Annotated in this window: 17 protein-coding genes and 1 tRNA gene; 8 read left to right on the top strand and 10 right to left on the bottom strand. The window is 38.4% G+C overall.

Going from position 1 to position 24,035, the window contains the following annotated elements; translation table 11 throughout:
• Positions 1 to 4: 4 nt before the first annotated feature.
• On the bottom strand, positions 5 to 2,008 hold the full coding sequence (ligA, locus tag Q0093_RS07085) for an NAD-dependent DNA ligase LigA (RefSeq protein ID WP_297929283.1): 2,004 nt from the start codon (positions 2,006 to 2,008) through the stop codon (positions 5 to 7).
• 157 nt (positions 2,009 to 2,165) lie between these two features.
• Here ligA and trmD point away from each other — a divergent pair, with 157 nt between their 5' ends.
• A complete protein-coding gene (gene trmD, locus Q0093_RS07080; protein WP_297305395.1) occupies positions 2,166 to 2,843 on the top strand; it encodes a tRNA (guanosine(37)-N1)-methyltransferase TrmD in 678 nt (225 codons plus the stop codon).
• Positions 2,844 to 2,845: 2 nt separating this feature from the next.
• On the opposite strand, the gene pgl is transcribed toward trmD, so the two are convergent.
• Genes pgl through gnd form a run of 3 tightly spaced genes read right to left on the bottom strand, consistent with a single transcriptional unit; the run spans position 2,846 to position 6,516 of the window.
• Positions 2,846 to 3,556: a 6-phosphogluconolactonase gene (gene pgl, locus Q0093_RS07075; protein ID WP_297929281.1), complete on the bottom strand. Its 711-nt coding sequence runs from the start codon at positions 3,554 to 3,556 to the stop codon at positions 2,846 to 2,848.
• A 7-nt stretch (positions 3,557 to 3,563) separates the two neighbouring features.
• On the bottom strand, positions 3,564 to 5,060 hold the full coding sequence (gene zwf, locus Q0093_RS07070; protein ID WP_297929279.1) for a glucose-6-phosphate dehydrogenase: 1,497 nt from the start codon (positions 5,058 to 5,060) through the stop codon (positions 3,564 to 3,566).
• 25 nt (positions 5,061 to 5,085) lie between these two features.
• Positions 5,086 to 6,516, bottom strand: a complete 1,431-nt coding sequence (gene gnd / locus Q0093_RS07065; RefSeq protein ID WP_297929277.1) for a decarboxylating NADP(+)-dependent phosphogluconate dehydrogenase — start codon at positions 6,514 to 6,516, stop codon at positions 5,086 to 5,088.
• A 259-nt stretch (positions 6,517 to 6,775) separates the two neighbouring features.
• Between gnd and Q0093_RS07060 the strand changes: the two genes are divergently transcribed.
• Positions 6,776 to 8,275: a potassium/proton antiporter gene (locus tag Q0093_RS07060; RefSeq protein ID WP_297929275.1), complete on the top strand. Its 1,500-nt coding sequence runs from the start codon at positions 6,776 to 6,778 to the stop codon at positions 8,273 to 8,275.
• Positions 8,276 to 8,417: 142 nt separating this feature from the next.
• Here the strand turns inward: Q0093_RS07060 and Q0093_RS07055 are convergent, their stop codons facing one another.
• The 3 genes from Q0093_RS07055 to Q0093_RS07045 all read right to left on the bottom strand — a co-directional run bounded on the left by Q0093_RS07055 (position 8,418) and on the right by Q0093_RS07045 (position 10,802).
• A complete protein-coding gene (locus Q0093_RS07055; protein ID WP_297929273.1) occupies positions 8,418 to 9,383 on the bottom strand; it encodes a nitroreductase in 966 nt (321 codons plus the stop codon).
• Between the two features lie 17 nt (positions 9,384 to 9,400).
• Positions 9,401 to 10,003 (bottom strand): TetR/AcrR family transcriptional regulator, encoded by a 603-nt coding sequence (locus Q0093_RS07050; RefSeq protein WP_297929271.1) that lies wholly within the window; start codon positions 10,001 to 10,003, stop codon positions 9,401 to 9,403.
• A 725-nt stretch (positions 10,004 to 10,728) separates the two neighbouring features.
• Positions 10,729 to 10,802: transfer RNA gene (locus Q0093_RS07045), tRNA-Ala, on the bottom strand.
• A 215-nt stretch (positions 10,803 to 11,017) separates the two neighbouring features.
• On the opposite strand from Q0093_RS07045, the gene Q0093_RS07040 reads away from it, so the two are divergent.
• The 6 genes from Q0093_RS07040 to tpx all read left to right on the top strand — a co-directional run bounded on the left by Q0093_RS07040 (position 11,018) and on the right by tpx (position 20,963).
• A complete protein-coding gene (locus tag Q0093_RS07040) occupies positions 11,018 to 11,323 on the top strand; it encodes a DUF4286 family protein (protein ID WP_297929269.1) in 306 nt (101 codons plus the stop codon).
• A 1-nt stretch (position 11,324) separates the two neighbouring features.
• On the top strand, positions 11,325 to 11,885 hold the full coding sequence (gene ruvC, locus Q0093_RS07035) for a crossover junction endodeoxyribonuclease RuvC (RefSeq protein ID WP_294179411.1): 561 nt from the start codon (positions 11,325 to 11,327) through the stop codon (positions 11,883 to 11,885).
• Between the two features lie 75 nt (positions 11,886 to 11,960).
• Positions 11,961 to 15,662 carry a methionine synthase gene (gene metH / locus Q0093_RS07030; protein ID WP_297929306.1) on the top strand — a complete coding sequence of 1,234 codons (3,702 nt, stop codon included), beginning with the start codon at positions 11,961 to 11,963 and terminating at the stop codon, positions 15,660 to 15,662.
• Between the two features lie 3 nt (positions 15,663 to 15,665).
• Entirely contained in the window at positions 15,666 to 19,130 is a 3,465-nt protein-coding gene (locus tag Q0093_RS07025; protein WP_297929267.1) for an AAA domain-containing protein, read from the top strand.
• Between the two features lie 57 nt (positions 19,131 to 19,187).
• Positions 19,188 to 20,390 carry a peroxiredoxin gene (locus Q0093_RS07020; protein ID WP_297929265.1) on the top strand — a complete coding sequence of 401 codons (1,203 nt, stop codon included), beginning with the start codon at positions 19,188 to 19,190 and terminating at the stop codon, positions 20,388 to 20,390.
• A 69-nt stretch (positions 20,391 to 20,459) separates the two neighbouring features.
• On the top strand, positions 20,460 to 20,963 hold the full coding sequence (gene tpx, locus Q0093_RS07015) for a thiol peroxidase (protein WP_297929263.1): 504 nt from the start codon (positions 20,460 to 20,462) through the stop codon (positions 20,961 to 20,963).
• Between the two features lie 124 nt (positions 20,964 to 21,087).
• On the opposite strand, the gene Q0093_RS07010 is transcribed toward tpx, so the two are convergent.
• From Q0093_RS07010 to Q0093_RS07000, 3 genes are read right to left on the bottom strand one after another with little or no spacing between them, the layout of a single operon-like run.
• Positions 21,088 to 21,876, bottom strand: a complete 789-nt coding sequence (locus Q0093_RS07010; protein WP_297929261.1) for a 4Fe-4S binding protein — start codon at positions 21,874 to 21,876, stop codon at positions 21,088 to 21,090.
• Between the two features lie 27 nt (positions 21,877 to 21,903).
• Positions 21,904 to 22,314 (bottom strand): secondary thiamine-phosphate synthase enzyme YjbQ, encoded by a 411-nt coding sequence (locus tag Q0093_RS07005; protein ID WP_294179418.1) that lies wholly within the window; start codon positions 22,312 to 22,314, stop codon positions 21,904 to 21,906.
• Between the two features lie 12 nt (positions 22,315 to 22,326).
• Positions 22,327 to 23,964 (bottom strand): ABC-F family ATP-binding cassette domain-containing protein, encoded by a 1,638-nt coding sequence (locus Q0093_RS07000; protein ID WP_297929259.1) that lies wholly within the window; start codon positions 23,962 to 23,964, stop codon positions 22,327 to 22,329.
• Positions 23,965 to 24,035: the final 71 nt, after the last annotated feature.

The following is a 24,035-nucleotide window of genomic DNA, read 5'->3' as shown; positions in this document are numbered from 1 at the left end:
CGGGTTATCGTATCATCTGCAAAAAATCTTCTTCAGAAACAATTTTTACTCCCAATTTCCGAGCCTTCTCAAGTTTAGCCGGTCCCATATTTTCTCCGGCCAAAAGATATGTCGTTTTAGCAGAAACCGAACCGGTATTTTTCCCACCGTGCCGTTCTATCATCTGCTTATACTCATCCCGAGAATGATGTGTAAATGTTCCGCTGATTACAATCGTAGCTCCATCGAGTTTATCTGTAAAACCAGAAAGACGATCTTCAGAAATTTTCATTTGAACCCCAGCTTCTTTCAACTGTCTTATCAAATCCCGGTTTTGCTCATTCTCAAAATAAGCCCGGACGCTCTGCGCTATACGAGGACCTATTTCATCGACACCGACCAAGTCTTCTAATGTTGCAGCCTCCAAAGCTTCTATCGAAACAAAAGAATTCGCCAACTTCTTTGCGACTGTTTCTCCTACAAAACGAATCCCTAACGCAAACAAAACCCGTTCAAAAGGTACTTGTAAAGATCTTTCTACAGCATCCATAATATTGCGTGCAGATTTTTCTCCCAGTCTTTCCAAAGAAGCAATTTCCGACTCATTCAAACCATACAAATCCGCAACCGTTTGCACCATCCCCAACCGGTAAAACAAATCTATCGTTTCAGGCCCCAAGCCGTCTATATCCATAGCACGACGACTGATATAATGTTCTATTCGTCCCTTTATCTGAGGGGGACATCCCATCTCATTCGGACAATAATGTGCAGCTTCACCCTCATAACGAACCAAAGGTGTTCCACATTCAGGACACTGTTTTATAAAAGTTACCTTCTCTCCTATCAATAACCCTCTCGCATCAAAATCCACTCCTGTAATTTTCGGAATAATTTCTCCTCCTTTTTCCACAAATACCATGTCTCCGATATGCAAATCAAGAGATTGTATAATATCGTCATTATGCAACGAAGCCCGTTTTACGACAGTTCCCGACAACTGAACCGGATCAAGATTAGCAACCGGAGTAACCGTTCCGGTACGTCCTACTTGATAAGAGACAGAATTTAACCGGGTAAGCGCCTGTTCCGCTTGAAATTTATATGCCATCGCCCAACGAGGAGATTTAGCGGTATATCCTAAATTCTTTTGCTGCCTTAAAGATGCGACTTTAAAAACGATACCATCAGTTGCGACAGGCAGATTCTTTCTGTTTATATCCCAATAGTCAATAAATGCTTTCATTTCTTCTAAAGAATGACACACCCGCATGGCATCTGAGATTTTAAATCCCCAAGAACGTGCTATCTGCAAGTTTTCATAATGGTCATCAGACGGCAAATTATCTCCTAAAAGATAATATAAATAAGCATCTAAATTACGGGATGCTACAATTGCGGAGTTTTGCAATTTCAATGTACCGGATGCGGCATTACGAGGATTGGCAAAAAGAGTTTCCTCTTCTCTTTCCCTCTCTGCATTTAATTGTTCAAAAACCGTCCAAGGCATCAAGATCTCGCCTCGTATCTCAAATTCATCCGGATATCCAGTTCCTCTCAATTGCAAAGGAATACTACGAATCGTTTTCACATTCTCCGTGACATCATCACCTTGCACACCGTCACCTCGCGTTACAGCCCTAAATAATTTCCCATGTTTATATGTAAGCGATATAGACGTGCCGTCATATTTCAATTCTCCTACAATACGAAAATCTTCATTAAGCCCCGAACGCACACGATCATAAAACGACGCCACTTCATCGATCGTGTAAGTGTTTCCTAAAGAAAGCATAGGATATTTATGCTTCACCTGAGTAAAAGCCTTATTAATATCATTGCCTACCCGTTGAGTCGGAGAATTAGGATCGTTATATTGAGGATATTCTTTCTCTAATTGTTGCAGATCTTCCATCATCCGGTCAAATTCCCGGTCAGATATTACAGGAGCATTCAATACATAATAATTATAATTATGTTCATTCAGTTCCTGCCGCAAACGCTCTATTTTTTCTTTTATTTCATTCATCGATTATGCCTGTTACGGTATGCAAATATAGGAAATTTTAAAATGATTCATACGGGCAATTAAGCGAACTTTACAGCTTATATGCAAAAAATAAACAAAATAAAAGGGTTGCATAATCATCCGTAAAGTCCTATTTTTGCAGCCAAATCAGGAAACTATGCACATCGACATTATCACCGTTTTACCGGAATTACTGGAAGGACCGTTAAATCACTCCATACTAAAACGTGCTCAAGACAAGAAACTGGCAGAAATCGTAGTACATAACCTTCGAGATTACTCTACCAACAAACATCGACGCGTTGATGATTATCCTTTCGGTGGTTCAGCCGGAATGGTGATGCAGGTCGAACCGATAGATCGAATTATTTCTAAACTGAAATCGGAAAGAAATTATGACGAAATCATCTATACTTCTCCCGATGGAGAAACATTCGATCAACCGATGGCAAATTCCTTATCATTGTGCCAGAACCTGATTATCCTATGCGGACACTATAAAGGTATCGACTACCGTATTCGAGAGCATTTGATCACCAAAGAAATATCGATAGGAGATTATGTCCTCACCGGCGGAGAATTAGCGGCAGCCATAATATCGGATGCCATAATACGGCTTATACCCGGAGCAATCGGAGACGAACAATCGGCTTTATCGGATTCTTTCCAAGACAATTTATTAGCACCGCCCGTATATACACGACCGGCTGAATATAAAGGATGGAAAGTCCCCGAGATACTCCTATCGGGGCATCAGAAAAAAATCGAAGAATGGCAACATGAACAATCTATTGAACGAACTCGCCGCCTTCGTCCGGATTTACTCGATGATTAAAACTATCCTTTTTCTATATCGGTAAAGACCGATGCCGATACCGCCCGATACATAATGCACGCTGCCGGGAAACTCTCAGTAATCGTACGGGCTTCCAGCAATCGCCCAAAGACAGCTTTTTTATTTTCCCCTATTACCGGAACAAGTAACGGTGTATTATTCAATATTACCGGACCGGTCAACGTTATACGCAACTGTTTCGATTCCGGATGTACTGCCACAGCATACGATCTCGTATCATTCAATAAAAAATTACAAGATGAAAATATTGAAGCAGTATGTCCATCAAGACCGATTCCCAATATAATTGCATCAAAATAAGGAAGCCCATCTTTCTTAGGGAGTTGTTGATTTATAAGTTCCGAATAACGATTAGCTTCCATAGACGGGTCATTTTCTCCGCAAATACGGTAAATATGCGTTCGGGGTATTCCTAACGGCCTGAATAATTGTTGATCGGCATATTTAAAATTACTTTCATCATTTTCAGGAGGTACACACCTCTCATCCACCCAATAAAAACGGATTCGATGCCAATCTATTTGTTGTTTATATTCCTCTTGCCAAAGAGCAAAAATCTGTTGTGCGGTACTTCCCCCTGACAGTGCCAGATTAAAAGGAACAAGACCTTGCTTCGATTGCATGATCTTTATCAGTTTATCCGTCATTTTCCTCAAAGCATCTTCGGGAGATTTAGCATAATAAATTTCCATATATCATTTATTTTATAATATCATTGCAACGATTACATCTTTTATTATGAGGCATTAAACGATCTACTTCTTCAGGAGTACTTCCAGAAGCATAAAAAGCGAGACCATTCTTTCCTCTTTTAACCCAACTTTTTATGATCGGATCTATAAAATCCCAACTCGCTTCTTGTGCATCTGCCCGGGAATAAAGCGTAGAATCTCCCAACATAACGTCCAATAATAAGCGTTCGTAAGCATCCGGCAGCTTTTTATCGGACAACGAACTATATAAGAAGTCCATACTCACCTGACGAACTTCGAATCCCGAACCGGGAATTTTAAGTCCGAAACGCAAAGCAATACTCTCATCAGGCTGTACACGAATAATCAACTGATTGCAAGAACTTCCAGAACACTGTCCTACAAATAACTGCTGCGGAGTCGATTTGAAATGAATAATAATTTCTGTTTTTTTCTCAGACAGTCGCTTTCCCGTATAAATATAAAACGGAGTTCCTGCCCAACGCCAGTTATCCAATTCGATTTTCATAGCCACATACGTTTCTCTAACCGAATCATCACTTACGTTTTTTTCATCTCTATAACCCAATACATTTTCCCCGTCTGTCACTCCTGCCGTATATTGCCCACGTATAATTTGCTTTCGCATTTCCGCAGGAGTATAATGATGCAAAGACTTGAATACTTTAGCGATCTCGTCTCTTATAGATTCCGGATCGAATGCCACAGGAGGTTCCATTGCAATAAAAGCCATTAACTGCAATAGATGATTCTGTACCATATCTCGCAAAGCTCCCGATGATTCATAATAACCGCCTCTATTCCCTATACCCAATGTTTCGGAAGAAACAATCTCTACATGATCTATGTAATTCCTGTTCCACAAAGGTTCGAATATACCGTTCGAAAACCGAAGTACAAGAATATTCTGAACAGTCTCTTTTCCTAAATAATGATCGATCCGGTAAATATCATGCTCATCGAATATCGATTCTAATAATCGAGTGAGATGCTTAGCAGACTTTATATCCGTTCCGAACGGTTTTTCAACGACAATCCGACGGAATCCTCCAGATGTATAAGCCAAACCGCATTTTTGCAATCCGAGAGGTATTACTTCATACATTTCAGGAGGTGTTGCCATATAAAAAACGATATTATCGGGCAAAGAACAAAGTTTTTGCAACTCCTCTACCCGATTTTTCAATATTACATATTTATCCGTATTTTGCGTATCAAAATCTATATAATAAATACATTTCAGAAACAAATTTAAGCGAGCATCTTTAACTGAAAGCTCTTTTTGTGAAGCCAATATACCGTCACGCTGTTTTTTTCGAAACTCATCATCTGTCAGTGCCGTGCGTGCCGTACCTAAAACGACAAAATCTTCAGGCAGTAAATTACGAATATACAGTTCATACAGTGCCGGTATCAGTTTCCGAGTAGTCAAATCACCCGAAGCTCCAAAAATTACCAACATCTGAGCATTTACTCTTTCCATATTTCTAAACCCTTATTCCTAATTATCAAAAATTTTCCCAATCGGTATGAAAAAAGATCCCAGAATCCGCATCCGCTCGCTCATAGGTATGCGCTCCGAAAAAGTCTCTCTGTGCTTGTATCAAATTAGCTGTCGAATTTTCAGTACGCAAACCATCAAAATAAGTAAGTCCAGCTGTCATACAAGGTAAAGGAATCTCCGAAAGCAATCCCCGTGATATCAGAGTTCTCCACCCGTTTTGCAAAGAAATAACCGTATTTCTGAAATAATCATCAAACAAAAGATTGCCGAGAAACGGATCTTTCTTATACGCAGAAACAATCTTTCCTAAAAATGCAGATCGGATTATGCAACCGTTTTGCCAAATATATGCAATAGATGCACAATCTAAATGCCACCCATAATGGGACGAAGCCCGCTGTAATAACGAAAAGCCTTGTGCATAGGAAATCATTTTGGAAACATATAACGCATCCCGTGCCATATTAACGGCGAAGTCCGTATCATGCCATTTTTCTGTTACTCTGTCCGGATAGCAGAATGCCGCTTCTTGTCGAATTTCAGGTAAAGCAGAAAGCATCCGTGCATATACAGCTTCCGTAATCAGTGTCAAAGGTTCTCCTTCGTTCAACGCCACTTCGACACACCAGCGCCCCGTACCTTTTTGCTGGGCAACATCTCTTATTTTGTCAATCAAATACTCTCCGGATTTTTCTTTATAACGCAATATCGATGCTGTTATCTCGATCAGATAACTATTCAAATTTCCATGATTCCATAATTCAAACAAGCGAGATATTTCATCGTTGCCTAAACCCAACGCCCGTTTCAATATCGCATACGTTTCGGCGATGAGTTGCATATCCCCGTACTCGATTCCATTGTGAACCATTTTAACAAAATGTCCTGAGCCACCCGGACCTATCCACCGGCAACAAGGAGATCCGTCTTCCAGTTTCGCTGCAATAGATTGCAACATATCTTTTATAAAAGGCCAAGCTTCTACCGATCCACCCGGCATTATAGAAGGACCGTTTAAAGCTCCTTCAGCCCCTCCGGAAATACCGCATCCGACAAACCAGACACCCCGACTTTCCATAAAACGAACTCTTCTGTCCGTATCCCTGAAATCGGAATTTCCCCCGTCTATTACAATATCACCCAAAGACAAATGCGGCAAAAGCTGATCTATCAGTTCATCTACCGGATCACCGGCAGTTACCATCAACACGATTTTCCGAGGACGAGATACTCTATCTACCAACTCTCCTATCGTATCGGTCGGTATGAAGTTTTTATTTTCCCCATTCTCTTCTATAAAACGAGATACGATATCTTTCCCCTCACCTTCCTTTCGATTATATACAGCCACAATATAGCCGTTACGTTCAAAATTAAGAGCCAAATTCGCCCCCATTACACCCAAACCGATTAGTCCCAAGTCTCCAACTTTCATAATTTATTTTTTTTGATATGTATGTCAATCACCAATTAACCTTCTATAAATAACCCCAAATACTTACAGTTTGTTCATAGAGAAAAATCCGAATAAAATATTTTCCCCCGTATTATTTTTTTTAAAGAATTATACTTATATTTGAAGAAATAAACATATATAAGAATTATTCATCTTTTATTCATTCTAAAGCATATAAAGATGATAATCAACTTTTGATATTATTTGTTATAACTCAATATATTCATTCGGGAGAATTATGATTTTAGACACAGGAAACATTCTTTTAATAGGATCTATTTTACTATTTATCAGTGTTATCGCCGGCAAAGCCGGTTACAAATTCGGAGTTCCGGCATTGCTTCTGTTTTTAGGAGTTGGAATGATTTTCGGCAGCGACGGGTTAGGAATACAATTTCATAATCCGCATGAAGCCCAATTTATCGGAGTAATAGCATTAAGTATCATACTTTTTTCAGGAGGTATGGATACCAAATTCACAGAAATCAAACCGATAGCAGGTCCGGGTGTAATCTTAGCGACAATAGGTGTATTGATCACCACAATCATTACAGGAGGTTTTATTTATTACATCTCCGGATATATACCGAATTGTCCTAATCTGACACTAATGGAATCAATGCTGCTTGCTGCCGTTATGTCTTCTACAGACTCAGCTTCAGTCTTTTCTATTCTACGCTCCAAAGGATTAGGACTCAAACAAAGATTACGACCGGTATTAGAATTAGAGAGCGGAAGTAATGATCCTATGGCATACATGCTCACAATTCTTTTAATACAAATCATACAAATCGGTGAATTCAATACATGGCAATCGATCGGGATGTTACTCATTCAACTAAGTGTAGGAGCATTGTCCGGATATATTCTGGGACAAGTAACAGTCTGGGTTATGAACCGTATAAATATAGACAACCAATCTTTATATCCAGTATTACTATTAGCTTTCTCATTCTTTATATTCTCTTTTACAGACCTGCTGAAAGGAAACGGTTATCTTGCCGTATATATTGCCGGACTGGTCGTAGGGAACAAAAAAATGGTACACAAACGGAGCACAGCGACTTTTTTCGACGGCTTTTCATGGTTATTTCAAATCGTCATGTTCCTTACATTAGGGCTATTGGTCAATCCTTCCGAATTATTACCCGTTATCGGTATCGGTCTATTGATCGGTATTTTCATGATCATATTCGCTCGTCCCATCACTGTTTTTCTGTGCCTGTTACCATTCAAGAATTTTACCACTAAAGCTCGTGTATATATATCATGGGTGGGGCTCAGAGGGGCTGTGCCTATAATTTTTGCTACTTATCCGTTAATCGCAGGGATCGAAAATTCAAAATTCATATTCAATATCGTCTTTTTCATTACGATCATTTCCTTATTGGTACAAGGGACTACTGTCAGCGCCATGGCCAGATGGTTAAAATTGGACTCTGAAGACGAAACGAAAAAAGAGTTCGACGTATCATTGCCGGATGAAATAAAATCGTCTATGTCGGAAATACAGATTACAGAAACCGCTCTTGCAAACGGTAATAAATTAATGAATCTGACACTGCCAGACAACACTCTCGCCGTAATGGTGAAACGGAACAACAAATATTTTGTTCCTAAAGGACACACGACGATTAATCCGGGAGACAAACTCCTCGTAATCAGCGATAACGAAGAAGAATTGAAAAAGGCTTATGAAAGTTTAGGTATCGAACGATATTCTATGGAAAAAAATTAAAGGAAATTATTAGAACCGGTCTAAATTTTCCGATAAGAAAATTCAGGCTTTTAGAAACATATCCCGAGAGATACGAAAATACTCGGGATATATTTTAATAAAAAAGTTCGATAAAAACAAACGGTCGATTCCTTCTTACAAATCATTCCTCGATAAAGCAAGACAACGGCCGACGCAAAGAGTGTGCCGCAGGTAAAGCATAACCGACTCTCAATAATATTACCGGATACCCTGAAAGAGATAAATCTTGTCTCAATTTGACCGATAATTCTGCTATTTCACAAGGCTGATTCATAAAAGCGCATGCAATACCGTATTGTGTAGCTTTTAACAAAAATCGTTGTAAAACACGTCCCAACATAATCCAGTCGACAATATCATTTTCAGACACAGTAAATAAAGCAAAATGAGATGACGATTTTATTTTCTTTCGGTCACTCTCATTTTGTACTCGCGGATTCAAACAAATTTCCATAACCAGTTCCGAAATAAAACGAGGCAAATCAGGTGCTCCAAAAACTGAATAACTCAAACCATCTTTAGTTTCCATAGCATGTTTATAATTATATCTCATCCACTTTTTCAACTCATTTTTAAACACCTTATCCCGTAATTGTATAGTATTCCCGTTTACAATATAGTTTTTCAGCAAATCAAACGAATCCGACCGATTCGGGAACAAATGTACTTTTACACAATCTGTCCAAGATACCGACTCCAACACCCCAATTATATCTGACGAAATTTTTTCTCCTGAATATATTTTTCGATTGGTCTGCCGTACAGAAATCTGATCAAACATCTCTAAAACTGAATCATTTTTTTCTTTTGCATATGTCAGAATTGCAAAAACTTCCCCATCTTTCCGAATATCAAATGTCACATTATATCTCCGCTTTTGAGCAGCCCAAAAAAAATTCTCAACAGCACAACCTAACGATACAAAAAGCTCCCGATTATCAGGATCAACTATCGGTAAACATTTGCTCATATCCGGATATATATGTATACAATTCTCATCAATTCCGAATAACCAAGGCTGAGTATTATGCCCCGAAGGCGCTTTTACAGTTTGTTCTATTATAAACAAGGCATCTTCTTTATTCATAACTCTAAATTTTAATTTCATAATTTTGAAATCCAAAGGGAGATAAGCTCATCTATCCCTTCCTGTAATTGTTCCCATCCCTCGTCTGTCTGAAGAGAAATACCATTATAGAAGTCACAATTTTCCTCAAGTAAAGCAAGATAACTGATCGACGCACTCAACAATGTCGCAATAACGGCAACTTCTCTACAAGGATGACTGGATAACCGAGACACAGCCTCTACGAGCCATACCCCTTTGTTTTCTCTCTGCCTCCTCAAATCTTTGACAAATTTATTACCAGACATCAACTCCCACCGATATAACCGTCGTAATGTATAATTCCCCCTAAGAACAGCGATCTGACAATGAAACATCTCTTTTATAAAATTCTCCAATCCCCTTCTATCCGGCAAATCCGATTCAAAATTTATCCAAAAATCATACTGTTCAATATAAGCCGCCACAAGTCCGTCTAATGATCCGAAATATCTGTATATAAGCATCTTCGATACTCCGGCTTTAGATGCAACAGCATTTATACCTAATTTCTCGAAACCAGATTCTTCAATCAATTCTTGTATAGCTGACAATAAACGTTGTTCTGTCGCTTTTCTGTTTCTTAAAGGTTCTCTCTCCATATAGTTCAAATATAACATTCAGAAACAAATATATGTTACCTATCGGTAACATACAAATGAATATATAAACAAATCCGGATCGAGAAAATTTTATCCTCTTCAAAAATATATAATATAAATATATTAAATTACACATATATTATAATTATTATAGATATATCACTTCTCATAAAAGCCCCATATTATTAACAATATCAAAGATGAATTTAACATAACAAGTCTTTGAGCAAAAAGAAAAAATAAGATTCCACAAAGCTATACGATGAAAATTTTATGTACATTTAGGTGCTTAATCTTACGTACGGATGCACAAACATGCACGAAGAAGATCTTTGGAATCCTCGTCGTGTGTATGTTTGTGCACCGTTAATTAAGATTAAGCAATTGATTAACCGGCGAGGATTCCTTTTTGTTCACGATAAATTCAAAATAAATGGGAACCTTTAATTTCGAATACGATCATCAGTATTTGTTATATCACATAAATATTTGATTACTTCTTTTTCAAATTCAATTAAATGCTCTCATACATCACTTAGTAAACAGAATGAGTAACAAAAAAATTGAGATAAAAAGGTATTGATTACCAATATAAGCAATTTTGATATACTTCAATACTTAGTATTCTATATAAATAGAAAATAAATTCATCCCCTATTTTGACCCCTAAAAACAAAAAGCGTTTATAATTTATTGATTATAAACGCTTTGTAAAAAAATTAAAGTGGAGCATACAGGACTCGAACCTGCCACCTTTTGACTGCCAGTCAAACGCTCTAGCCAGATGAGCTAATGCCCCCTTTTCTTGGTGCAAAGATAGAATCATTTTCGAATAATCACAATATATCACGAAGTTTTTCTATTTTTGCAATATATAAAAACAGAAAATTCAGAGCTGTTCAAATTTTAGGAAAATCCCTTTTGACAGCTCATTCATAGTTAATAAGTTGCATTTCAAATTCTAAAAAATCGAATTTATTTTACCTCGATCGAAACTAATTATACATAAAAACAATGATCATAATCAATACAACATACCACGCATCCGACAATATAAAAGAAATATTCATCAACTGGATAAAGGAAATATATATTCCGACAGCTTTACAACGTGAAGAATTAAGCGAACCTCAGCTTTGTCGTATAATAACGGAAAACGAAAATGAAGGAGAAAATTTATCACTCCAATTTCACGTAAAAGATATGGCTTCTTTGTCTCGCTGGTATCACGAGACCGGAGATGATCTGGCACATGCTTTGACCGAAAAATTCAAAGATCAAGTCGTAGGGTTTACTACTCTTCTCGAAATTATCGAATAATATGCCGAAAGAAAGAATCATTATCGGTATCGATCCCGGAACTACAGTCATGGGATACGGAGTTCTGAAAATAAGCGGTAATAAGCCGGAACTTATTACTTTGGGCATTTTGCAGCTTAATAAATTCGATAATCATTATATGAAATTACGTAGAATATTCGAAAGGGTATTGGGACTGATAGATCAATATCATCCGGATGAGATGGCTATCGAATCGCCTTTTTTCGGGAAAAACGTCCAATCTATGTTAAAGCTCGGAAGAGCACAAGGTGTAGCGATGTCAGCGGCATTATATCGAGATATTCCTATTACAGAATATGCACCTCTGAAAATAAAAATGTCTATTACCGGAAACGGTAATGCCTCTAAAGAACAGGTTGCAGATATGCTAAAACGAATGCTACATATTCCGGAAGAAAACATGCTGCCTCAATTAGATGCCACAGACGGGTTAGCTGCCGCTTTATGCCACTTCTTCCAGACAAATCGCCCGCAAATGGAAAAAGCTTATACAAGCTGGAAAGATTATATTGCAAAAAACCCTTCAAAAATTAAGAAATAAATATTTCCCCGGCTCTTTCCTATTTTTTTATAACTTTGTCTTCACTTAAAAGAATAAAACGTCAGAGAGCAAAAGATCACAAATTCAAAAAATATGACGATACAAGATGCGCTGAAGCAACGAATATTGATTCTCGATGGTGCAATGGGTACTATGATTCAACGTTATAACCTGTCTGAAAGCGACTATCGAGGAGAACTTTTTACTAACCATCCCGAAGAGCTTAAAGGCAATAATGATATTTTATGTCTCACTCAACCCCAAATCATCAGCGAAATACACGAAGCTTATCTACAAGCCGGATCGGATATCATCGAAACAAATACATTTAATGCAACATCCGTGTCGATGAGCGATTACGGTATGCAGAATCATATACGAGAGATAAATATAAAAGCGGCACAATTAGCACGCAAAGCGGCCGATAAATACACGACAGAAGAGAAACCCCGCTTCGTTGCCGGATCTATCGGTCCGACAAACAAAACTACATCGATGTCTCCGGACGTAAACAATCCTGCATTCAGATCCTTAAACTACGATGATCTGGTATTTTCTTATCTGGAACAGATAAAAGCTTTGCTCTCCGGCGGTGTAGATACTCTACTGATCGAAACCGTATTCGACACGTTAAATGCAAAAGCTGCTTTATTTGCCGCCACATCTGCAATGGAAGAGACCGGAATTTACGTTCCGATCATGGTTTCTGTCACAGTCTCCGATTCCGGAGGTCGAACATTGTCCGGACAAACATTAGAAGCTTTCCTCACATCGATACAACACGCCCCGATTCTTACATTAGGATTGAACTGTTCTTTTGGGGCTCGGGACATGAAACCTTTCTTGAAACAACTATCTGAAATCGCACCGTATTATATCAGTGCTTATCCTAATGCCGGACTGCCGAACCGTTTCGGAGAATATGACGAAACTCCCGAAGACATGGCAAATCAAATGAGAGAGTTCGTTGAAGAAAAACTGGTTAACATCATAGGGGGATGTTGCGGTACTACTCCTGCACATATAAAATTGTATAACGATCTAATTAACGGAAAACAACCTCATATTCCTATCGATAGACCGAATGTCTTATGGCTCTCCGGATTAGAACGTCTCGAAATAAAACCGGAAAACAATTTCATTAACGTAGGCGAACGATGCAATGTTGCCGGCTCTCGTAAGTTTCTCCGTCTCATTTCGGAAAAAAATTACGAAGAAGCCTTAGGCATTGCCCGAAAACAAGTAGAAGACGGAGCTCAAATCATCGATATAAACATGGATGATGCCATGCTCGATGCAAAATCGGAAATGATCACATTTTTAAACCTGATCGCTTCCGAGCCGGAAATATCGAAAGTTCCTGTTATGATCGATTCGTCCAAATGGGAAGTAATAGAATCCGGACTAAAATGCGTACAGGGTAAATCCATAGTCAATTCGATCAGTCTGAAAGAGGGTGAAACCATATTTCTCGAGCATGCCCGTATGATCAAGAAACTGGGAGCTGCAATGGTTGTCATGGCATTCGACGAGAATGGACAGGCAGACAGCTTCGACCGCAAGATAGAAGTATGTGAACGGGCATATAAACTATTGACCCAAAAAGCAGGTATAGATCCAAACGATATTATTTTCGATCCGAATGTATTGGCTGTAGCAACAGGTATAGACGAGCACCTGAATTACGGTATCGATTTCATCAAAGCTACGGCATGGATCAAGAAAAATCTGCCCGGAGCAAAAGTCAGCGGAGGAATCAGCAATCTCTCTTTTTCTTTCCGAGGGAACAACTACATACGAGAAGCGATGCATGCAGCATTTCTTTTTCATGCTGTTAAAGCCGGAATGGATATGGGAATCGTCAATCCCGGAACTTCCGTCACATATACAGACATACCGAAAGAGGTTCTTTCTGTCATCGAGGATGTAATACTGAACCGGAAACCGGACGCTACTGAAAAACTGATAATTCTCGCCGAAGAATTAAAAAATCGACAAAACGGTAAGACCGTAGAAAAAAAAGATATAAGAGTCGAAATGACTTTAGACGAGAGATTGGAGTATGCATTAATCAAAGGTATATCCGAAAATCTGGAAACCGATTTGACTGAAGCCATGCGAGTATATGGCAAAGCCGTAAAAGTCATAGACGGTCCGCTTATGAAAGGAATGAACACGGTAGGAGAACTATTCGGTGCGGGGAAAATGTTTTTACCGCAAGTTGTAAAAACAGCTCGTACAATGAAACAGGCGGTAGCCATTCTCAAACCGTTTATCGAAGCGGATAAAACAGACAAAAGTTCTCCGGCAAAAGCAGGCAAGTTCCTGCTGGCAACAGTCAAAGGCGATGTACATGATATCGGGAAAAATATCGTAGGTGTAGTTTTGGCGTGTAATAATTATGAAGTTATCGATTTAGGGGTTATGGTTCCTACCGAAAAAATCATAAAAACCGCTATCGAAGAAAAGGTGGACATCGTCTGCTTAAGCGGTCTTATCACACCATCTCTCGAAGAGATGTGTCATGTAGCTGAAGAGATGGAAAAGGCAGGAATGACTATTCCTCTTATGATCGGCGGAGCAACTACCTCAAAAATACATACTGCCGTAAAAATAGCTCCCCGTTACAAAGGTCCGGTGATTCACGTGAAAGACGCTTCTCAAAATCCTCTGATCGCAGCACAACTGGCAAACAGCGAAACTCGAAAAATCTTTTTGGAACAACTAAAAAAGGAACAAGAAGAGCTCAGAGAATCTATTCAAGAAAAAATACTTCTCACACCGTTAAGCAACGCGAGAAATCATAAAATCAAAATAGAGTGGGAAAAATATAATCCGGTAAAACCGTTATTGACCGGACAAGTTCAAAAACTGCATTTTTCAATCAAAGAAATTCGTCCGTATATCAATTGGATATTCTTTTTCAATGCATGGAAATTAGGAGGAAAATTCGCATCTATCGCATTCATAAACGGATGCGACCACTGCAAGGCATCTTGGCTTACCCAATTTCCGGAGCAGGAAAGAGCAAAGGCTGCCGAAGCGATGCAATTATATAAAGAGGCTTCCCGAATGCTCGACAAACTGATCGAAGATCAAACTGAAACGGATATTTTGGTTGGAATATTCGAGGCAAATTCTCAAAATGAGTCTATATATATTCAGAAAGAAGGCGTATCGCACATCATACCATGCTTGCGACAGCAAGTACAAAAAAAAGAAACCGAAGCCTGCTACTATTCGCTTTCAGATTTCATCATGCCAGCAGACACCCAAAAGACAGACTATATAGGAGTCTTTACAGTAACGGCAGGAAAAGAGATCGAGAACCGGATCGAATATTACAAACAGCAAGACGATAATTATAACGCTCTCTTACTGCAATCTCTCGCCGACCGCATCGCCGAAGCTGCAACCGAACTCTTACATTATCGGGTGAGAAAAGAAATATGGGGATATTCACCGAATGAGACCGCAACGGTAGAAAGCTTGCTGAAAGAACATTATCAAGGAATTCGTCCGGCAATCGGCTATCCATCTCTTCCCGACCAATCGCTTGCTTTCGACATCGACAAACTGCTCGGATTCGACCGAATCGATGTTTCATTAACCGAAAACGGTGCAATGAAGCCGAACTCTACGGTCTCAGGGATTATGATAGCTCATCCGCAATCGACTTATTTCCATATCGGACAAATCGACATGGAACAACGGACTGAATATTGTAAAAAAAGAGATTTTTCGATAGAAGATTCTTATAAATGGCTTTCTGTATAAAAAATGTACATAGAAAATAAAGTATCCGATTCTGAATCGAGACAGCATCATTTCCCTGATATTTATTTTCAAGATATAACGGAGATACATAATAATAAAGATTTTTCCGTTAAGAGAAAATACGCCGGCTTATATACCGTCTTTATCAATATAATCGAAGAAAAGACGCAAAATTGCCGTATCAGTTTCTCCGGTGTATTCCCAAGAATGACCTATATTTGTAAAAATCATAATTTTTCGGATACAGAAATATATCATCTCAATAAATTCCGCATTCACTGTAACCGGACAAGACGAAATCGGGATATTCCTTCATACGAGGATTATTTATATGATCTGAAAAGCTTATCCGGTTTCATTGCAAAAATATACGGGAAACCGATTCCCGAAAACTTAAAAGAATGTCTTCCTCATGTAACCCGGTCAATCATACCGGCCGGCGATATACCCGATACTAACATAAGAATCACCGTTTCGTCTTGGGATAAAGATTTCATTACAGGCTACACCGAAGACGATAACTCGGCTTTTGTAAAAATAGATTATCATAAATATGCTCAAAATGACGATCTCGACTATATCGCCGATTTGTTAGCCGAGAATACACAACTATATCTGTTGAACACGAAAATCGAAAAAAACGGAATTCTTTGTCCGGAACAAATCATCTACGAACCGGACTATTTACTCGATATCTCTACAATAGCCCGTTGCTGGAAAGAATATGGAGATCATCCCTGCAATTACCTGCTGGAAAAAATATCGCCTGCCCGAAATACTTCGGCTATGCTTTTAGGAAATCTGGCCGGACAATTTCTCGATGAAATCATCAATACACAAGATCTGCATGAGAATAGTTACAACAACTCGATCAAACGTTTCTTCATTAAATCCGCTCTAAAAATAATCACGTGCGAGGAAAGTCTGAGAGATTTTCATCATCAGGCAAAAGAACAGATGAAAAATATCCGGAATTTTGTCGAAAAATCTTTTCCCGACATTCATAATATCGAACGAGATAAACTCATTCTCGAACCGTCTTTTATTTGTAAGGAATTGGGTATTCAAGGACGCGTAGATCTTTTACAGGATAACTATAAAATTCTGATGGAACAAAAGTCAGGCAAAAGAGATATTTATACCAACGGACATAAAGAAGAACATTATGTCCAGATGTTACTATACCGTCTGCTACTCTCCTATAATTTCAACATTAAAAGTAAAGATTCGGAACAATATCTGCTATATTCGAAATATCCCGACGGTCTGATGCTCGAAGGGTCTTCCGACCCGAACCTTATGAGAAAAATCCTGAGGTTAAGAAACCGTATAGTCAGATATGAAATGCTCTACGCAGAAGGCGCGGTAAAAAATATTCTCGAAAATCTGACTCCGGAAGAGTTAAACATATATGCGAAAACAAACGTGCTCTGGAAAAAATTCCAGCTTCCTCATATCAGGCAAATATTAAATACATACCAAAATGCATCCGATCTCGAAAAATGCTATTTTGCAAGATTTTTCACTTTTATCTCTAAAGAACATCTTCTTGCAAAAACCGGAAATTCAAGCAAAAGCAGAGGGTTTTCAGGAATATGGAGATGCGAAGTAGCAGAAAAAGAATCTACCGGAGACATTTTAACAGGACTTGATCTTACAAATAAAGAAGAGTCCGGAACATACGGAGGATACGATACAATCACATTTTCCGTCCCATCACAAGGAGATGATTTATTACCGAACTTCAGAGCAGGCGATATAGTATTGCTCTATTCATATTCGGAGGGAGATATACCTAATGCTTGTAAAGCGAAAATATTACGCGGAACGATCAAGAATATATCTTATACAGAGGTAACTGTCAGATTGCAGTCTCCTCAAAAAAATACCTGTATTTTCCCGGAGAATCAAAAATGGGCGATAGAACACGACTTTTGGGAATCTTCTTATGCCTCGATATACCAAGCCCTATTCGCATTCTTATCGACAGATAAAAAACGAAAAGAGTTATTATTGAACTTACGTTTGCCGACAAAAGATTCTACCAAAAAACTAAACGGAAACTACAATACCGAAAATGTATCTCTCAATGAAGTAATACTGAAAGCTAAACAAGCCAATGATTACTTTCTGCTAATAGGACCTCCCGGCACGGGGAAAACTTCTTATGCCTTAGTTTCAATGGTTAAAGAAGCTCTCTCCGAATCGGCTTCGATACTATTGTCGGCTTATACCAATCGGGCAGTAGATGAAATCTGCGACAAGATGGATAAGCACAAAATACAATATATCAGAATCGGTTCGGAGTTATCTTGTGACGAACGTTTTAGAAAAAATCTGTTGGATGAGAAAATACGATTAAATCCGAATGCGGATATTCTTCGCAAAGTAATTCAAGAGACCCGGGTGTTCGTAGGAACGATAACCAGCATATCGGGAAAACTCAACTTATTCGACATCAAACATTTCGATTTGGCTATTATCGATGAAGCATCTCAAATTATAGAACCGAATCTTCTCGGAATGTTATGTGCCAAACACAAAAAACAAACAGCCATAGACAAGTTTATTTTTATCGGAGACCATAAACAACTGCCCGCTGTGGTTCAACAATCCGAAAAAGAGTCTGTCGTAATAGAACCCGAACTGATAAAGATAGGAATGAGCGATTGCCGTAATTCTCTATTCGAGCGGCTGATCGATATACAAAAGAAAAACGGTTCGGAAGATTTCATACACATGTTGTTCAAACAAGGACGCATGCATCCGGAAATTTCATCTTTCTCGAACGATATTTTCTATGAGAAGAAACTGAAACCTATTCCTTTAAAGCATCAATCGGAAATACTTCATTGCCCTCCTTACGACAAATCTGACGGTTTACAAAATCTTATCGCCTCTCATCGATTGGCATTTATCGTATCAAAAGGTGACAACTCCCCCATATCCGATAAAACGAACAAAGATGAAGCTATACGCATATCGGCTTTATTAAAAACGTTTTATATAATAAACAAAAATAATTTCAATCCTCAAACTGTAGGGATAATCGTACCTTATCGCAATCAGATCGCTCTGATACGAAAAGAGATAAAGCAACTAAATATCCCGGCATTATCGGATGTTACGATCGACACAGTAGAACGGTATCAGGGTAGTGAACGGGATTTTATTATTTACGGGTTTACCGTACAAAAAATTTACCAGCTCGACTTTCTCACCGGAAATGTATTTAAAGATAACGGCCAGATTATAGACAGGAAATTGAATGTCGTACTGACTCGCGCCCGTAAACAGTTGTTTCTGATAGGTAACCCGAAAATACTTTCCTACAATGCCATTTTTCAGAAACTCATTAAGTTTATCGACAACAGACAAGGGTTATTCGACATACCTACCGAATATTTCATACAAGGCAAATTCTCTTGCTCTTCAGCAGATAAAACATCTGTGCCCGATTCAAAATAAAAACATTTCTTTTCATATTTTGTTATAACTGTATCATCATTAACAATAACACATAATATGATAAAGAAAATAATTTGCCTTATTGTTAGCAGTTTCTATTTCATAACCGTTTTTTCTGAAACAAATCAAGTTTCACAAATCATTTCCCGTTTAAATCAAATAGAACATTATCGGGGAGAAGCCTTGTTCCGAGTTACATTACCGATGACCGATGAGGAAGTCGAATACAGGTTGTCTCTTCGATGTCAGAGAAATCCGACAGATACCTTATATGGATATTCATATTTCATCGATCTTACATCAGAAAGCAATCCGGCAATAAACGGAAACTTCATCTATTACGACTCCGGAAACTATTACAATTTCAGTAATCAAAGACTACGGGAATATCATGCGGAAGAAGATACAGCTCCCTTCCATGACAAAATGAACAATCAAAACGAGTTACCGGGAATACATCGTTCGGGATTATTTATAGAAGAACTTCCTATGGAAATCGCATCTCGCTTGCAAAGATATCTCAGCAACCCGGAAAACCGCATTCGGACATACTCTGATACATTGATAAATAACCGTAAATGCAATGCTTTGTATATAGATGAATATATCAACGGGGAGATAATTCGATCGTCCGTTTACATATTCGATTCAGAATCCGGCACTCCGATATTTAAAGAAGTAGAAAATAATCCCGGACATTTAGGATCTCAAACGGTTACCGTCAAATACATATCATCAGATATAAAAACACCTTTTCCGAATAATTTTTTCTCGGAAGAGAATTTCATAGAACAGAAAGGCAATATTATCGCAACGTTCCGAAGTAACTATTTTAAAGCCAATAACCTAACAGGCAAAACAGCTCCCAACTTTTCACTTCCGCTGCTGAATGATGAGAAAAGATTCGATCTGTCGGAATATGAAGACCGGCCTCTGATACTTGCATTTGTCGATACGACAAGTAGTTTCTGCAAAAATACACTGGATTGTGCAAAATATTTCTCAGACAATAAAAATCTCCTATGGATTACTTTATTATCTGAAAAAAACTCAGATGACCTGATAAAATATCAAGAACAAAACGAATTGCCCGGAATCGTTACTTGTAATGCTCAAAGTATAGCAGCCAAATACGGTATAGCAAACTATCCTACGTTGTTCGTTATATCTCCCGAAAGAAAAATTATTTCGGTGCAAATAGGATATGATCCCGATTTGATCGAAAATTTACAACAAATATTAGAAACATTAAAAGATTAAACAGAAAATTTCTTTTATTTGTTATTTCAAAATAAACAATAGTATAATCACAATTTCAAATTAAAAATTATGGCTCAAATAAAATTTAAAGGGAATCCCGTTTCTACCAACGGAGAATTACCCAAAGTAGGAAGTAAAGCACCTTGCTTCAGTTTAGTAAAAGCAGATTTAAGTGAATTAAGTTGTTGTGACCTGAAAGGGAAACGACTGGTTCTTAATATTTTCCCAAGTCTGGATACAAGTGTCTGTGCAACATCGGTTCGTAAATTCAATAAACTTGCAGCCGATATGGATAACACGCTTGTAATAGCAATATCTAAAGACCTGCCTTTTGCTCAAAGCCGGTTCTGCACGACAGAAGGGATAGAAAATGTGATCCCGGCTTCAGCATTCAGAGCTTCAGATTTTTCCCAACAATATGGTATAGAAATGGTGGACGGACCGTTAGCCGGATTATTAGCCCGGGCTGTAGTAGTAATAGACGAGAACTTTAATGTCATATATGAAGAACTCGTCCCGGAAATTACTCAAGAACCGAATTATGACGCAGTCATAGCAGCTCTGAAGAAATAAAAAAATAACGCCTTCTAAGCGCTAAAATAACGAAAATAATAAAATCTCCTTATTGAGTTTCTGTTGAAAAACAGCAATAAGGAGATTTTATTTTTCAATCCAATTTTCTTATCTAAGAACCTGTCTAAATCTTCCAAGGAAAAAACAATTCAGGATCACGCCGAGATGAAAAATTTTTAAACAGATAATCGGTAAATGGTGTTTCAAACACTCTTGCCTGATTGGGACATTCCTTAACACAAGCACAACATTTGATACACGATTCCGGATCACTTACAATTTCATCTTGCAGTTCAATAGCCTGTGTTGGACATATCTCAATACAATATCCGCATTGTGTGCAAAGTTCTGAAATCGTAACCGGAGTTTGAGGTGTTTTGTTTCCTTTTACCTTATATGGGAAATTTCCTTTTACTTGTAAATCAAAAGCCTCTCCCGACCAATCACTTAAAAAAGCTGCCGTTTTCGAACCGAATGCAAAAGCCTTATCTATATCCTCCTTATCCGGGCGTCCTTCAGCAACCGGACGATCCGGACGACTGTATGAATGTTCTCCGATAAACGCTCCTCCCGACACCGGAATAAAGCCTTGCTCTTTTGCAATATTCCGTAACTCTATCAATGCATCTTCATAATCTCTATTTCCGTAAACAACTGCAACCACAGCCGGAATATTATTCCCCCGTATCGAACGCAAACGTTCTACTGCTGTTTCGGCAACCCGCCCTCCGTATACAGGAACAGAAATAACAGCAATCCCCTCCTCTATCAAAATATTCTTTGCAGGCTTCTCATACGTAATATCCAACTCTTTATGCTCACAAGAACCTATTCCATTTGCAATAGCATCAGCAATTTTCAAAGATGTATGTGTCGGAGAGAAAAAAATAGTATGTACGACCGATATATTCATAAGTTATATATTTCTTTTATTTTTCGATTAATACCAGATTGTGGCGACCAATTTACGAGGGCCTCCATAATCTCTGAACTCACACAGATATATTCCTTGCCATGTTCCCAAAGCCAACTTTTTATTACGAATGGGAACGGTCAACGATACCCCTATCACAGAAGATTTCAAATGAGCAGGCATATCGTCGCTTCCCTCCAATACATGCGTATAATAGGACTGATTCTCCGGAATTAAATGATTGAACGATCGCTCAAAATCTGTACGAACCGAAGGATCGGCATTCTCATTTATAGTTAATCCTGCAGAAGTATGTTGTATGAACAAATTCAACAACCCTTCTTCCGGTAATTCAGGAAGTTCCTTTTCCACGAATGAAGTAATCAGATGAAAACCTCGTCTGAAAGCAGGAAGACAAAAAGAATTTTGCTTTACCATAATTATAATACATTAATTATTCCGTTCCAGTTCACGCAAGTTATCTATTCTTTTCTTTTCCAAGAAATCGTATATTCCTCCTAAATGTTCTACAACTCGCTTATTTCCGAACTCATATACTTTATCTACCAAACCATTTAAAAAGTCGCGATCATGAGAAACTACGATCAATGTGCCGTCAAATTCTTTAAGAGCTGTTTTAAGAATATCTTTTGTTTTTAAATCCAAATGATTCGTCGGTTCGTCTAAAATCAACAGATTTACAGGCTCCAATAATAATTTGATCATTGCCAAACGGGTACGCTCACCGCCGGAAAGCACTTTTACCTTTTTGGCTGAATTCTCACCGCCGAACATAAATGCTCCCAATATATCTTTTATCTTTGTTCGTATATCCCCTTTGGCAACATCATCTATCGTTTGGAAAACCGTAAGTTCTTCATCCAATAGAGAAGCTTGATTCTGAGCAAAATAACCGATCATTACATTATGTCCGAGAGTTAGTGTTCCATCAAACGTCGTTTCTCCCATTATACATTTGACCAATGTCGATTTCCCTTCACCGTTTTTCCCGACAAACGCAACTTTTTCTCCCCTTTCGATAGTCAATGTAGCCTTCGAAAATACGGTATGGTTACCGTACGACTTCGAAACATCCTCTATAATTACCGGATAATTACCCGAACGGGGAGAAGGCGGGAAACGTAATTTCAGAGCAGAAGTATCCTCCTCATCGACTTCGACCAGCTCAAGTTTTTCCAACATCTTCACACGAGATTGTACTTGCAAAGTTTTGGAATAAGTTCCTTTGAAACGTTCGATAAACTCTTTTGTTTCAGCAATCATTTTTTGCTGATCTTCATAAGCTTTCTGCTGTTGTTCACGCCGTTCTTTCCGCAACTCGAGATATTTCGAATAATTTACCTTATAATCATAAATACGCCCCATAGTTACTTCTATCGTCCGAGTAGTAATGTTATCTACAAAAGCCCGGTCGTGAGATATTACGATTACTGCTTTTGCATTCGAAACAAGGAAATTTTCCAACCATTGTATAGACTCGATATCCAAATGATTGGTAGGCTCGTCGAGCAACAGAATGTCCGGACGCTTCAGCAACAGTTTAGCCAATTCAATACGCATGCGCCATCCTCCGCTGAACTCAGAGGTGGATCTGGAAAAATCAGATCGCTTAAAACCTAATCCCAACAATACTTTTTCGACATCTTCTTCATAATTGGTCGCATCTACCGAATAAAATTTTTCACTCAATAAAGAAACGTCTTCTATCAGCTTATAATACTCCTCAGATTCATAATCGGTACGGGTAGCCAATTCATTGTTAAGTCGTTCTATCTCTTTCTCCATCTCAAAAAGATGAGAAAAAGCCTGCGATGTTTCCTCAAATACAGTTCGCTTGTTATCAGTCATCAAATGCTGGGGAAGGTATGCAATTACCGTATCCTTAGGTACGGAAATACTTCCACGAGAAGGAGTCCTCACCCCTGCCAAAATTTTCAACAAAGTGGACTTTCCCGCCCCATTTTTCCCCATTAAAGCAATGCGATCTTTTTCATTAACTACAAACGAGACATCTTGAAAAAGTGTCGTGCCTCCAAGTTCCACGGTCAGCCCGTCAACAGAAATCATATATTTATTGTTATATTAAAACGCAAAGATACGATATAACTCTTTAAATAAAAAGATCGAAAATTCCTTGC

It is taken from the genome of uncultured Coprobacter sp. (assembly GCF_947855755.1).
In the GTDB taxonomy this organism is placed as follows: domain Bacteria; phylum Bacteroidota; class Bacteroidia; order Bacteroidales; family Coprobacteraceae; genus Coprobacter.
Note: the sequence above shows the minus strand (reverse complement) of the source record. Positions and strands in the feature narration are given on the sequence as shown.

Excerpts from the sequence above, each read along its gene's own strand:
- tpx (WP_297929263.1), top strand. The coding sequence starts at position 20,460 with ATGGCTCAAATAAAATTTAAAGGGAATCCCGTTTCTACCAACGGAGAA.
- Q0093_RS07055 (WP_297929273.1), bottom strand. The coding sequence starts at position 9,383 with ATGAATAAAGAAGATGCCTTGTTTATAATAGAACAAACTGTAAAAGCG.
- gnd (WP_297929277.1), bottom strand. The coding sequence starts at position 6,516 with ATGAAAGTTGGAGACTTGGGACTAATCGGTTTGGGTGTAATGGGGGCG.
- ligA (WP_297929283.1), bottom strand. The coding sequence starts at position 2,008 with ATGAATGAAATAAAAGAAAAAATAGAGCGTTTGCGGCAGGAACTGAAT.
- Q0093_RS07060 (WP_297929275.1), top strand. The coding sequence starts at position 6,776 with ATGATTTTAGACACAGGAAACATTCTTTTAATAGGATCTATTTTACTA.
- trmD (WP_297305395.1), top strand. The coding sequence starts at position 2,166 with ATGCACATCGACATTATCACCGTTTTACCGGAATTACTGGAAGGACCG.
- Q0093_RS07010 (WP_297929261.1), bottom strand. The coding sequence starts at position 21,876 with ATGAATATATCGGTCGTACATACTATTTTTTTCTCTCCGACACATACA.
- Q0093_RS07000 (WP_297929259.1), bottom strand. The coding sequence starts at position 23,964 with ATGATTTCTGTTGACGGGCTGACCGTGGAACTTGGAGGCACGACACTT.
- zwf (WP_297929279.1), bottom strand. The coding sequence starts at position 5,060 with ATGGAAAGAGTAAATGCTCAGATGTTGGTAATTTTTGGAGCTTCGGGT.
- pgl (WP_297929281.1), bottom strand. The coding sequence starts at position 3,556 with ATGGAAATTTATTATGCTAAATCTCCCGAAGATGCTTTGAGGAAAATG.
- Q0093_RS07020 (WP_297929265.1), top strand. The coding sequence starts at position 19,188 with ATGATAAAGAAAATAATTTGCCTTATTGTTAGCAGTTTCTATTTCATA.
- Q0093_RS07050 (WP_297929271.1), bottom strand. The coding sequence starts at position 10,003 with ATGGAGAGAGAACCTTTAAGAAACAGAAAAGCGACAGAACAACGTTTA.
- Q0093_RS07005 (WP_294179418.1), bottom strand. The coding sequence starts at position 22,314 with ATGGTAAAGCAAAATTCTTTTTGTCTTCCTGCTTTCAGACGAGGTTTT.
- Q0093_RS07040 (WP_297929269.1), top strand. The coding sequence starts at position 11,018 with ATGATCATAATCAATACAACATACCACGCATCCGACAATATAAAAGAA.
- ruvC (WP_294179411.1), top strand. The coding sequence starts at position 11,325 with ATGCCGAAAGAAAGAATCATTATCGGTATCGATCCCGGAACTACAGTC.
- Q0093_RS07025 (WP_297929267.1), top strand. The coding sequence starts at position 15,666 with ATGTACATAGAAAATAAAGTATCCGATTCTGAATCGAGACAGCATCAT.